The organism is Aliiroseovarius sp. CAU 1755 (genome assembly GCF_054482655.1).
In genome coordinates this window covers 462,640-475,099 of the sequence record NZ_JBTLRH010000002.1, presented here as the reverse complement: position 1 = coordinate 475,099, position 12,460 = coordinate 462,640, and the positions used below count along the sequence as shown (strand labels likewise).

At 59.8% G+C, this 12,460-nt stretch carries 12 protein-coding genes; 7 read left to right on the top strand and 5 right to left on the bottom strand.

What is annotated here, in order from left to right; all coding sequences use genetic code 11:
- Positions 1-5: 5 nt before the first annotated feature.
- Positions 6-629, bottom strand: a complete 624-nt coding sequence (locus tag ACXYMP_RS09445) for an EF-hand domain-containing protein (protein ID WP_458905869.1) — start codon at positions 627-629, stop codon at positions 6-8.
- Positions 630-799: 170 nt separating this feature from the next.
- On the opposite strand from ACXYMP_RS09445, the gene ACXYMP_RS09440 reads away from it, so the two are divergent.
- From ACXYMP_RS09440 to ccmI, 7 genes are all read left to right on the top strand, one after another.
- Positions 800-1,522 carry a response regulator gene (locus ACXYMP_RS09440; RefSeq protein WP_247034165.1) on the top strand — a complete coding sequence of 241 codons (723 nt, stop codon included), beginning with the start codon at positions 800-802 and terminating at the stop codon, positions 1,520-1,522.
- Positions 1,522-2,931: an ATP-binding protein gene (locus ACXYMP_RS09435; protein WP_247034167.1), complete on the top strand. Its 1,410-nt coding sequence runs from the start codon at positions 1,522-1,524 to the stop codon at positions 2,929-2,931. Before ACXYMP_RS09440 ends, ACXYMP_RS09435 begins: the two co-directional genes overlap by 1 nt.
- Positions 2,928-3,248 (top strand): SHOCT domain-containing protein, encoded by a 321-nt coding sequence (locus tag ACXYMP_RS09430; protein WP_247034170.1) that lies wholly within the window; start codon positions 2,928-2,930, stop codon positions 3,246-3,248. Before ACXYMP_RS09435 ends, ACXYMP_RS09430 begins: the two co-directional genes overlap by 4 nt.
- Positions 3,249-3,352: 104 nt before the next feature.
- The gene (locus ACXYMP_RS09425) at positions 3,353-5,353 is read left to right on the top strand and encodes a heme lyase CcmF/NrfE family subunit (protein ID WP_247034174.1); all 2,001 of its coding nucleotides are present in this window, start codon (positions 3,353-3,355) and stop codon (positions 5,351-5,353) included.
- Positions 5,354-5,357: 4 nt separating this feature from the next.
- A complete protein-coding gene (locus ACXYMP_RS09420) occupies positions 5,358-5,921 on the top strand; it encodes a DsbE family thiol:disulfide interchange protein (protein ID WP_247034176.1) in 564 nt (187 codons plus the stop codon).
- Complete coding sequence (locus ACXYMP_RS09415) at positions 5,918-6,394, top strand: cytochrome c-type biogenesis protein (protein WP_247034178.1); 477 nt, start codon at positions 5,918-5,920, stop codon at positions 6,392-6,394. The genes ACXYMP_RS09420 and ACXYMP_RS09415 overlap by 4 nt, the downstream gene beginning before the upstream one ends.
- Positions 6,394-7,560 carry a c-type cytochrome biogenesis protein CcmI gene (gene ccmI / locus ACXYMP_RS09410; RefSeq protein ID WP_247034180.1) on the top strand — a complete coding sequence of 389 codons (1,167 nt, stop codon included), beginning with the start codon at positions 6,394-6,396 and terminating at the stop codon, positions 7,558-7,560. Before ACXYMP_RS09415 ends, ccmI begins: the two co-directional genes overlap by 1 nt.
- A gap of 179 nt (positions 7,561-7,739) precedes the next feature.
- Here ccmI and ACXYMP_RS09405 read toward each other — a convergent pair whose 3' ends face one another.
- From ACXYMP_RS09405 to ACXYMP_RS09390, 4 genes are read right to left on the bottom strand one after another with little or no spacing between them, the layout of a single operon-like run.
- Positions 7,740-8,516: a hypothetical protein gene (locus ACXYMP_RS09405; protein ID WP_247034182.1), complete on the bottom strand. Its 777-nt coding sequence runs from the start codon at positions 8,514-8,516 to the stop codon at positions 7,740-7,742.
- Positions 8,509-9,453, bottom strand: a complete 945-nt coding sequence (locus tag ACXYMP_RS09400) for a cation diffusion facilitator family transporter (protein WP_247034185.1) — start codon at positions 9,451-9,453, stop codon at positions 8,509-8,511. Before ACXYMP_RS09400 ends, ACXYMP_RS09405 begins: the two co-directional genes overlap by 8 nt.
- A gap of 60 nt (positions 9,454-9,513) precedes the next feature.
- Positions 9,514-11,634 (bottom strand): protein-disulfide reductase DsbD family protein, encoded by a 2,121-nt coding sequence (locus ACXYMP_RS09395; protein WP_247034187.1) that lies wholly within the window; start codon positions 11,632-11,634, stop codon positions 9,514-9,516.
- Positions 11,628-12,389, bottom strand: coding sequence for a DsbA family protein (locus ACXYMP_RS09390; RefSeq protein WP_247034189.1), 762 nt, complete (start codon positions 12,387-12,389; stop codon positions 11,628-11,630). Before ACXYMP_RS09390 ends, ACXYMP_RS09395 begins: the two co-directional genes overlap by 7 nt.
- Positions 12,390-12,460: the final 71 nt, after the last annotated feature.

Sequence of the window (12,460 nt, the reverse complement as noted above, 5' to 3'; positions counted from 1 at the left end):
ATTGCTCAGTTGTCGTTCATCATGTCGCCATTGCCCATGCTTTGGCCATCACCAGGCTGCATCTGCCCCATTCCTTCGCGCATTTGCTGCATGCGCTCCAACTTGTCTGCCGGAGCCATCATTTCTTCAGCTGTAACGGCGCCGTCGCCATCGGCGTCCAAGTGCTGGAACCGATCCACCATCATCTCACGGAGCATCGCGCTGTGCAGCATCTCGAATTCTTCGATAGACAAGGCGCCGTCGCCGTCGCTGTCATATTCGGTGAGCTTGGCCTGTAGTCCGGCGCGCATTTCCTCGGGCGTCACCGTGCCGTCACCGTCGGCGTCGAACATCTGCATCATGCCACCCACCATCGGGTGCATTCCGCCCATCATGCCGCCGCCCATCATCTGGCCGTGCATACGCTGCATCATGCCCATCATCTGGCCGTGCATACGCTGCATCATGCCCATCATGTTGGACATGTCTCCCATACTGCCCATCATTCCAGAGCCGTCTATCATCATCATGTCGGCGCGGTCGTTCGAGCCGGGTTGTCCGCCGTGTCCGTGATTGGATTCTGCGATTGCGGTACTTCCGATTGCAGTTGCAGCCAAGACAGCCGCTGTGAGCAAGATTCTGCGGGTCATTGTGATTTCCTCGTGCTTTGGTTTCGATGGACTTCATATGGTAGCGATAAGTCGTGGTGGAATGCCGAGAAACAACGGTTTTGTAACACCTCGTAGCAAACGCCACCCTTGTTACATTTCGTGACAATTCTCATCGGGAAACCCAGGCGGCAATCGCTAAAAGGAGAAACATGAACGAACAGCCTCATATCCTTGTCGTGGACGATCATCGCGAAATCCGCGATTCCGTTACGCGGTACCTGGAGAAGAACGGCCTGCGCGCGACATCTGCACGAGATGCTGTCGAGATGGACGCCAAGCTGGCAAAAGGACAGTTCGATCTCATCGTCCTGGACGTCATGATGCCCGGCGAAGACGGGTTATCGGTCTGCCGCCGCCTGTCATCCACAGGCGACGTGCCGATCCTGATGTTGACGGCACTCGGCGAAGAGACGGATCGCATCGTCGGGCTGGAAATCGGAGCGGACGATTACCTTTCCAAACCGTTCAATCCCAGAGAACTGCTTGCGCGGATAAAGGCCATCCTGCGGCGTTCGTCGCTGCCCGAGACCTATGCTGGTAAGTTATCAGGACGACGCATCGCCTTCGCACAGTGGACCTTGGATACCGACAGCCGCTTGTTGACCGATGAGAACGGCGCGCGTGTGGATCTTACAGGCTCGGATCTCAAGCTTCTGGTCGTTTTGCTCGAACGGCCGCGTCTCGTTCTGAACCGTGATCAGCTTCTCGATCTCACCGCCGGGCGCGCGGCTTCCCCCCTTGATCGGACGATCGACAATCAGATCAGCCGCCTGCGCCGAAAAATCGAGGCTGATCCATCCCGTCCTCGCTTAATCACGACCGTACGCGGTGGTGGATACTGCCTGGCAACCGATGTGACGGAGTTGGGCTGATGACGCGTCTCTTTGACAGCCTGCGCGGCCAACTGGTTCTGTTGATCATCGCTGCACTCGTGACAGCCCAAGTGGTCAGTCTCTGGTTGTTCGTGGACGAGCGGAGTCTCGCAGTTCGCGCCGCGCTCGGGTTCGAAGCGGCCGGGCGGGCTGCGAATGTGACACGGTTGATCGAGGAAGCGCCTGCTACGCTGGAACCAGCTATTCTGCGGGCGGCCAATTCACCACTGGTGCGCTTCGAGGTGTCGGAAGCGCCTGCCGTCGATCACGAGACCCACGCGGACAGCGGTGCAGTCGAGGCAAGGGTCCGCCGTCTTCTTGGCCCCCCCGACGACCGCGAGATACGCGTGGAATTGCACGAGGTCGACCACGAGATCCTGCCGATGCCGCATCTGGCTCCCGAGATGGCCGAAATGCACCTTGCGATGATGCGGGGCGACCTGTCGGCAATCGAAATGCAGCTATCTATTGCCCTGACGGGCGGACAGTGGCTCAATGTCGGCACAAGGTTCGAGCGCCCGCCGCTACAATGGCCTTGGATGTCTTTGGTGAGCTTTGGCATCACGGCTGCCATCATTCTTGTTACCGCTTTCTGGTTTCTTCTGAGCCGTCTGACCGGTCCGCTTCTGCGAGTGTCTGGTGCCGCTGACAGGCTCGGGCGTGGCGAAAATGTCAGGCCGCTGCCATTGATGGGACCCGCAGAGGTGCGCGAACTAACACGGGCGTTCAACAGAATGCAGGACAGGTTGACCCGTTTCCTCGCCGACCGGACCCGGCTTCTCGCTGCGCTCGGACATGACCTTCGGTCACCTCTCACGGCACTCCGCGTCCGCTCGGAGATGGTCGACGAGCGGGAGACGCGCGACAGCCTCATTGCCTCGATCGAAGAGATGCAAGAGATGGTGGAATCGACTCTTTCCTTCGCGCGAGGGATCGCGGGCTCAGAAGACTACGAAACGGTCGAGCTGGGCGCATTTCTCAAACAGCTTCGCGCCGATATGCTGGAAAGCTTTGCATTGCAGGAAGGCGAGACCATTCGCCTGCGACTGCGGCCGCAATCGGTCAGGCGCGCGCTTCGAAACGTCATAGACAATGCGGAACGCTATGGCGGAAAGGTCGATGTCAGCTTTGGACGTGAGGACGATCACGCCTTCATCTTAATTGGCGACAATGGACCCGGCATACCGAATGCTGACCTCGAACAGGTCTTCGAGCCCTATTTCAGGCTTGAGAAATCTCGTTCGAGAGAGACTGGAGGAACCGGGCTTGGGCTGTCTATCGCCCGGACCATCATCCGGGCACATGGCGGCGACGTCAGCCTCGCAAACCGAGTGGAAGACGGCCTCGTCGCGACCGTGACGCTCCCGCTGGAATCGCAATCCTTGGAAAACAAAAGGACAATGACATGAAATTTCACAACCCAATCATTGCCGCAGGACCTCTCATTTTCGTCGCGGCACCGGGAGTGGCCGATACCTATGAGGGATTCGGCCACATGATGTGGGGTGGCGACCACGGAATTTTCGGTGGCCTGATAATGTTGATTTTCTGGGCGCTTATCATCGGCTTGATCGTGCTCGCGGTTCGCGGGTTTTCCAACCACCAAGTCTCTGACAATAGGCAGAAAGCAATCGATCTCCTACGTGAACGATTTGCCCGCGGCGAAATCGACGACGACGAATTCGAGCGTCGGCTGGCAAAGCTGGAACCCGGCATACAGAGATGACTCCACTAACGGCAATGTGAAGGCGGGGTCTGCAGCCGAGCTTGACCTTCCAGGTCGGGAATGCCGCATGACCGAGACAACGAGCAACTTACCGGAGTATCCATATGATACCTGAAATTGGACAATTCGCACTGGCACTGGCGCTGGCGATTGCATTGGTGCAGAGCGTCCTGCCCATCCTCGGCGCCTCCCGTGGTGATCTCGTTTGGATGCGAAGTGCGCGGGCATCGGCGCTCGCCCAACTTGTGTTCATCGGCATCGCTTTCGCCGCCCTCATGCGATCGTTCACAGTCAGCGATTTCACCGTCAGGAATGTCGTCGAGAATTCGCATTCCCTCAAGCCGATGTTGTTCAAGATCGCAGGTACTTGGGGGAGCCATGAAGGTTCTCTACTGCTCTGGGTGCTGATACTTGCTGCCTTCGGGGCAGGTGTCGCCCTGCTCGGGACCAACATTCCCGATGCACTGAAGGCGCGCACCCTGTCGGTGCAGGCTTGGATCAGCACTGGTTTCCTATCTTTCCTGCTGCTGACCTCCAATCCGTTCGAGCGTGTGTTTCCGCCACCACCGGATGGCAACGACCTCAATCCACTGCTTCAGGATGTCGGGTTGGCGATGCATCCACCGCTCCTTTACTTCGGTTATGTCGGGTTCTCGATCGTGTTCTCCTTCGCAGTCGCTGCGCTGATTGAGGGCCGTGTGGACGCGGCTTGGGCCCGCTGGGTGAGACCGTGGACGCTGGCAGCCTGGATGAGCCTGACAGCGGGCATCGCGCTGGGATCTTGGTGGGCATATTACGAGCTTGGTTGGGGTGGGTGGTGGTTCTGGGATCCGGTTGAGAACGTCAGCTTCATGCCATGGCTTCTGGGCACTGCGCTGTTGCATTCGGCAATCGTCACCGAAAAGCGCGATGCTTTCAAAAGCTGGACGATCCTGCTGGCAATCCTGACATTCTCACTGTCTCTGCTGGGCACATTCATTGTTCGCTCCGGCCTATTGACCTCGGTTCACGCGTTCGCGGTCGACCCCGAACGCGGACTCTATATCCTCGGCTTGCTGGGTCTCTCTATCGGCGGCTCTCTTACGCTATATGCCTGGCGCGCCCCGTCGATGGAAGGCGGCGGTCTCTTCGCACCGATCAGCCGCGAGGGCGGCCTACTGATCAACAACCTGCTGCTGGTAGTCGCCACAGGAACGGTGCTGGTCGGTACACTCTATCCGTTGTTTACTGAGGCGTTGGCCGATCAGAAAATTTCTGTCGGCCCCCCATTCTTCAATGCGTCCTTCATACCGATCATGCTGCCTCTATTGATGATTATGGCCGTTGGTCCGTTCCTGTCGTGGAAGCGTGCCGACCTGAAGGGGGTATTCCAACGCCTCCGTTTTGTCGCTCTGTTATCAGGGCTGGCCGCGCTTGCGGTCTGGTACCTGACCGAGGGTGGGCCCGCTCTGGCCTATCTTTCAATCGCGATTGCCACCTGGCTCCTTCTGGCGACACTGCGCGAATGGGCGACCCGGATCAGGCTATTCGATGTGCCGTTCGCGCAGGCCTTTCGAAGGGCGCGCAACCTGCCTCGTGCAGCCCACGGCATGACGCTGGCACATGCAGGCCTTGCCGTCGCGGTCTTTGGCTTCGTCGGGTCCAGCGCCTGGAAATCCGAGGAAATCGTATTCGTCCAGCCTGGTGCCGAGATTGCGATTGCAGGGTTCGACGTGCGCTTTGACGGTGTCGAACAACTGCAAGGTCCGAACTATACCGCCGACCGGGGCACGCTGGTCGTCATGCGCGACGGTGCATTTATCACGATTCTCTATCCTGAGCGCCGTTCCTACCCGGTGGCTCAGAGCACGACCACCGAATCGGCCATCCGCTCGACGCTGGCGGGCGATCTCTACGCCTCGCTGGCCGAACCAGCAGCGGAAGGTGCGGCGCAATCGGGCGCTTGGACTTTGCGCATTCTTTACGAGCCGCTGGTCAACTTCATCTGGATCGGATCGGCGCTACTGGTGCTGGGCGGCGGCTTGTCGCTATCGGATCGGCGCCTGCGCGTTGGCGCACCGCGTCGTTCCGCCACACTCAAACCACAAGCAACGCCGGCGGAGTAAAACCATGAAACGATTTCTCGCAGCCACGCCGATCCTGATTGCCCTTGTCTTGGGCGCCTTCTTCCTGTGGGGCCTCAATCCCGAACGAGATCCAAACGCGATCCCGTCGGTCCTAATATCTCAACCCGTGCCGGAATTCGATTTAGACGCCTTGGACGGCGTCGGCGTACCGGGTCTGTCACAGGCATACTTGACGGACAATCCCGCGCCGGTTGTGGTCAACGTCTTCGCCTCTTGGTGCGTCCCCTGCCGTGCCGAACATGCTGTCCTGACGCAGATGGTCGAACGCGACGGCGTGCGGCTCATGGGGATCAACTACAAGGACAAGCCCGAGGACGCGCGCGCTTGGCTCGAAGATCTGGGCAATCCCTACGAACGGATCGGGTCCGATCTAAACGGCCGCGCCGGAATTGAATGGGGTATTTCCGGCGTCCCCGAAACCTTCATCGTTTCGGGCGATGGCACAGTTCTCTACCGCTATGTCGGTCCGGTCGTAGGTCCTGACGCGGAAGAAAAGTTTGCGACCGCGCTCACGCAGGCACGCGCCATAAATGGTGCGGGAACATGATCCGAATCGTTGTCCTCACGGCTCTGATCTTGATCGCCTTGCCGCTTGCCTCACATGCCGTCGAACCCGACGAAATGCTGGCCAACCCGGTCCTGGAGGTGCGTGCGCGCGCGATTTCGAAAGATCTGCGCTGCGTGGTCTGCCAGAATCAGGACATCGACAGTTCCAACGCAGGCGTTGCGCGTGACCTGCGGCTGCTGGTTCGCGAGAGGCTAATGGCTGGCGACACCGATCAGCAAGTGTTGGGCTATATCCAAGCCCGCTATGGCGACTATGTTCTGCTGAAACCGCCCTTCAAACCGGAAACCTACGTTCTTTGGTTGACGCCCCTCATTCTCTTTCTGATCGGCTCCGGCGGCGCGGTCGCGGTCCTTGCCAGATCCGGTCGGCGAATGGCGAATGCAGACCTGAGCGACGAAGAGGAGCGCCGGGTTTCCAAACTGCTGGCACAGACTGGAAGGAATGAATCGTAATGCTATGGATTATCTTTGCGTCCCTGGCGCTGCTTGCAGCAATTTGCCTGCTGCTCCCCCTGCGATCGCTCCGCTCGGACATCTCCGGCCGCACCGAAGGGTCCGTTTCCATCCTGTCCGATCAGTTGCATGAGGTGCGCGCCGATGCGGAGCGCGGCCTGATCACGAAGGAGGAAGCCCGCGCTGCCCTAATCGAGATCAAACGGCGCATACTGTCGCTGGAACGGAAGAGCCAGCACGCGGAACCAGCCAGATCTGCTCGCTCTTCAGGCATCGTCGTCTGGGCGACTGCCTTGATGGTACCTTTGGCGGCAGGCGCACTCTACATGCAACTGGGATCGCCCGACCTGCCGAGCCTGGCGTTCGCCGAGCGTGAGGCGGAGCAAAACCAACAGGTTGAAATCACCGGGTTGACTGAGCGTTTGTTGGCCCGCTTGCAAAGCGATCCGGGCGGCGGCCCGACCGAAGGTTGGATGTTGCTCGGTCAAACCTATATGCGCATGGGCCGCTACAGGGATGCGGTTTCCGCCATGGAGAACGTGACCGAGCGCCCCGATGCAACCTCGGCCATTCTTTCGCAATACGCCGAGGCGATGATCGCTGTAGATGATGGGATCGTGACACCCGCTGCCCGCAAAGCCATCGCAGCGGCACGCGACATGGACCCATCCAATCCGGCAGCCACCTATTACGAGGCCATTGCGCTCAACCAGGCCGGCGACAGCGAGGCGGCCCACGATCTGCTGACTGGCCGTCTGGGCACGGCCACTGGCCCTGCCCCCTGGATGGAAGCGTTCATCGCCCAGGCCAACCGCATCGGAGAGACACTTGGCCGCGACCTCGTTAGCCTGGCAACATTCGCTCCGACGGTTAACAGAGACACGCCTGGCCCTACCGCAGCCGACTTGGCTGCGTCGGCAGATATGAGCGAGCAAGACAGGAGCACCTTCGTCCGCTCGATGGTCACGCGGCTGGCCGAGCGGTTGCAGGACGAACCTAATGATCTGGACGGCTGGATGCGGCTTGGCAACGCCTATCGAGTGCTGGGCGAGATGGAGAAGGCGCGTGCGGCCTATGCGGCGGCCGAGAGGTTGACCGAAAGCCTGCCATCCGGCGACCCGCGAGTGCAGCGGATCAGGCAGGCACTAACAGAACTTCGCAGCTGACGGCGCGCCGCGCTTCGGCACGCAACCGAGGATGCGAAACCTTGCTGGCGGGATTCGGACGAATTGACAGGGATGCACTGCGCGATGCGGATCATTGCGCGTCGTAGGTCTGGTCAGTGTAGTGAGAAGCAGCAGGATGGTGCGCATGGGGCGATCCTGATCCTCTTTCGTTCACGTTCTCAGGACGTCGCTGGCTCGTCGTGTTTCTCCTGGCCGCATTCTGCGCTGCGGCCCGCGTGTGCGATCCAGCACATGTCGCAGACCGGGTCGCCATTGGACAGAGTACGCTTGCGGAAATAGTGGCCCCGTCGACCATCCCCTGCGATGACGTCGGCACCGGGCCAGTCGTAGCGGCACCAGCTCTGCCGGAACGCTTCCAAGGAGTCGGGGTCGTCCTCCGCCCGGGCCATGCGGCGCACAAAGCTCTGCGGCGGGCAATGGGTGAAATGGGTCAACAGGTCGTCGCCGTCGCGGCTGACCAGAACGGCATAGCCTGGCGCGCCGGAGGGTGTGAAGGGGAACACCAGCAGCGCGCGGATGGTCCAGCGCAGCCGGCGACCGGAATCGCGGGTGAGCAGGCGCACGGGCAGTGCGCTGAACGCCAGCATCCGCCGGTAGATGTCCCAGCCGAGATCAGCAACCACCTGCCGTGCGGAATCGGGCGCGATGGCGCAAGCGCGCAGGCTGCGGTCGGCAGCCATCGTCCAAATCGCCATTTCCACCATCATCTGGCTACCGAAAGTCGGAAGCTTTGCCTGCCCTGCATGGGAGCGCAGGTGGTCTGCCTCCGTGGTCATCGCCACTACGAATGCCTCGATTTCCGGCGCCAGCCAGCGGGTCTCGCGCCCCTCCGTGTCGCGCAGGCCGCGTATGACAAGACCGCGCCGCGCCGCCCGGGCGACGAGGCGTCGGATCAGCTTGCGTGCCAACCACAGGCGGAGCGAACCGTCAGCCATTGCCGGCCTGACGGTCCGAGGTAATATCGATCATTTCGGCGCCGCGCTCGTCGAGACACTCGGTTTCGGTCTGGAGCGTTACGAAGAAGAAGTCGTGATCTTCGCGCAGCACGCGATGTGCCCGTCGTTGCACCGCCTGGGGATCCGCGCCGTCACCGACGCGGAGATGGGCCGAAAACACGTTGCGCCCGCTGGTCAATGTCCATGCGTGGACGTGATGCACATCGCGCACCCCGTCGAGCGTTTCCAGATCCGCGATCACCGACTCCAAATCGATCTCGCTCGGCGTTGCCTCCATCAACAGCCGCGCCGCATCTCGCAGGATGCCCCAGCTGGCCCAGAGCAACACGAAGCCGAATGCCATTCCCAAAAGCGGGTCGATCATCAGGAAACCGGTAAAGCGGATCACCAACGCCGTGACGATGATTAGCAGGCTGCCCACGAAGGTCTGGATGATATGCCAGAGCGCGCCGCGCACGTTCATGTCGCTCTGGCTCTGTTTCCAGATGAGGCCAAGCGAAATGAACTCTGTCACAAGGCCCCCGGCCGCGGCAAGCAACATCGGCCCTGTCGGTAAATCGATCGGTGCATTCAGGCGCATCGCCGCCATGTAAATCACGACCAGCGCCATGCCGGCCAGAAACCCGCCATTGACCAGGGCGCCGAGAATCTCAGATCTGTACCAGCCAAAGCTGAAATCCGCATCGGCAGGCCGGCGGGACAGTCGGGCCGCGCCTAGGGCTACGAGGATTCCGCCCACTGCGGAAAACGTGTGGAATGCATCCGACAGGACCGCGATCGATCCGGTCCACAGTCCGATACCCAGTTCCACGATGAAGTAAACGCCAGTCAGCCAGGCCGAGATGACCATGCCCCGACCACTTGTCGGCATGTGTAATCCGTGCCCGCCGATATGGGTTTCTTTTTCTGCACTCATTGAACATCCCTCCTGAGACATTTAACAATTCCTATCCAGCATAGGCAGAACAACCACATCTTAATCGCCCGAAGCGACTGATCTCTCCGCCGCTTTCTCGAACGCGGAGAGCACAGCCTCGGACGACAAAAGCTCAGGCAAGACGATCCCCTCCGGCGCGCCCGGCCCATAGACCGCGTTGAACGGGATACCGTAGCGGTCGAAGCTTTCCAAATAGCGTGAGATTGAGTCGTCAGGACGGGTCCAATCGGCCTGCATTGCCGTCACACCCGACGTGCGGATGGCGCTTAGGACCGGCTCACGGTCGAGCACAAGCGCTTTGTTGGCCTTGCAGGTGAGGCACCAATCGGCGGTCACATCGACGAAGACGACTTCTCCTCGCGACACGAGCTTTGCAATCTCTCCACGGTCGAATGCGGTCCATTCTGTCGCCAAGGTGACGTTCGGTGTGCTGGCCTCGGACAGATATCCCGCCGAGACAATGGCCAGAGCAGCCATGACTGCAGCTCCAGACAAGCGGATGCCCGTAGACAGCCGATTGAAGGAAAGGATCGTGACCAGGATCGCACTGAGTGCCAGAACCGCAAGAGCCGAGCGAACCCCGCCAACACCGATGAGCACCCAGAACAGCCAGCCGGCCGTTCCCACCAATGCCAGCCCGAGCAGAATCTTTAGCCACAGCATCCAGCGGCCCGGCTTCGGCAGGTGCGAGATCGCCGCTGGAAACGCGGCAACAAGAAGATAGGGAAAGGCCAGACCCAAGCCCAGAGCGGTGAATATCACCGTGATGTCGAGTGCCCCCCCGGCCAAAGCAAAAGCCACGGCGGTGCCGAGGAAGGGCGCCGAACATGGCGTCGCGAGGACGGCTGCAAATGCGCCCGTGGCAAAGTCGCCAGTATAGCCTTTTCCGCGACCAGCGCGCGCGAGTCGCGTCTGCAACGACGACGGGACGGAGATTTCAAACGCCCCGAAAAGGTTGGCAGAAAACACTGCGAGTATTAGGAACATCACCGCCAGAAATAAGGGGTTCTGGAATTGCAGGCCCCAGCCCACAGTCATCCCAAGACCGCGCGCCGCGATCGTCAAAGCCGCAAGCGTCCACATGAACGCTAATACGCCGAGCGCGGAGACCGCAAACCCCATGCGGATGCGACCCCTGCCTTGATCTCGCATCTTCATAGTCGATGAAAGTTTGATAGAGAGTACCGGCAGCACGCACGGCATGACATTCAAAATAAGCCCGCCAAGGAAGGCGATTGCGGCAACCCAAGCCAGTTCTGCCACGCCCGGCAGCACGCGATCAAGCGTGAAGGGTGGCTTCGGCGCTTCATCGGTCAACTCCGCGAACAAGCTGGCCGAGCGCTCGCCATCTGTCACTGTGAGCCATAAATCGGGCAAGTCCGTCTCCACATTCAAAACGGGCAGACGGGCCCAGAGCAGATGACTACCTTCGCCCAAGCGGATATCGGGCTTGCCAAATGCCGTTCCCGCGCCCAGTTCAGGAAAGACATCCGGGCTGTCAAACGGTTGCTCGCTTCGCGCGGCCAAAGTCAGCGCCGTCATATCGGGATCGAAATAGGCCGACTGAATCGAGATACCACTCTCAGCGCCGTCGTCCGGAACCTTTTTCACATAGGAAGAAATGAGCGCGGCCGCAGCGGCGTCAACGCCGCTGGCTCGTGGCAATGCGAGCGTTAGCGTGAACTCCTGCGGGACGCAAACAATCGAACAGGTCAAGAGCGTGACATTGGCATTCAAATGTACTGGCGCGCCAGGCTCGGCCAATGTGATGCGCAGCGGAAGCACCACGTCATCGTGATATCCGAAATTCTCGATCCCGAAAGCGGTGAACCGTTGCGGCGCGGGCCACAACAAATTGACCTCCGCTACATTCTCCGACCCGGTCCAGTCGATCGATGGGGGAGTGCCGACCTCGCCGGGCGACCGCCAATAGGCTTTCCAGCCCTCGCCCAGATTCAAATGAAGCCCGGCTGACAGTGACATCGCGTTCGGGCCAACACCGTTCTCGGCAACGATCAGACGCGCCTGGACGGCCGTGTTGGAAAAACTCTCGGACTCGGCCGCATTCGAAACGTTAGCCAGTCCCGCGCTGGCGCAGATCAGCAAGATCAGCCTTGAAGCGAAAACCCGGAAGAATTTTTCCAACACGTATTCTAACATTGGGACGTCCAATTTTCCTCGATCTCCATCTCTGCAATACGCAGGATAGTAGCCTCATCGACCTGGCCTTGGATAACCGTTCGACCAATCACCAGCGCGGGCGTGCCAATGAATCCGAAAACCTTCGCCAGAGCCGCACTGTTCTCCAATTCTCTGACAACTGCGGCGCCCTGCATGTCGGCAACCAGACGCCTGTGATCGATACCGATGTCCTGTGCCAAAGCTTGTAAGTATTCCGGCGTCGCCACAAAGGGGGATTTCATAAGCCGCTCATGAAAGGCGACATAGGCGCCCTGGCGCTTCGCCGCCAGAGCAGCCTTTGCCGCAATATCCGAAGGCTGCCCGAGAAGCGGCAATTCATGCCAATTGACGTGTAAGTTGCTGTCGGTACGCGCGTCGAGTGCGGCAAGGGTTTTTGTCTGGACACGACAGAAAGGGCAGTAATAATCCGAAAAGGACGCGGCCGGAACGAGTTGTGTTTCAGACAGAAAATCGCCGTACAACGCGCCGCAAATATCTGCCCTGACACGCGCCTCAGCTTCCGCTAAAATATCGGTGTTCGGAGCAATCAATCCGAAGAATGGATCGAATCCACCCGAACTTTCCCCAACAGATAGCCTACGAAATCCCAGTGGATTGTGAACTTCGTCGAAGTTAAGCTCGGTCGGACGAATATCTGGAAAATACCTGAAACCAACATAGGCAGCCACAAGAGCCGCGAGAACCCCCAGAGTATGTCGCCGCTTCTCAATCATATCTTGTCACTTTCTCCTTCACTCCAGATCAACGGCGAATCCCCTCCTGCCTTCTTGGCACTCAAGCACCG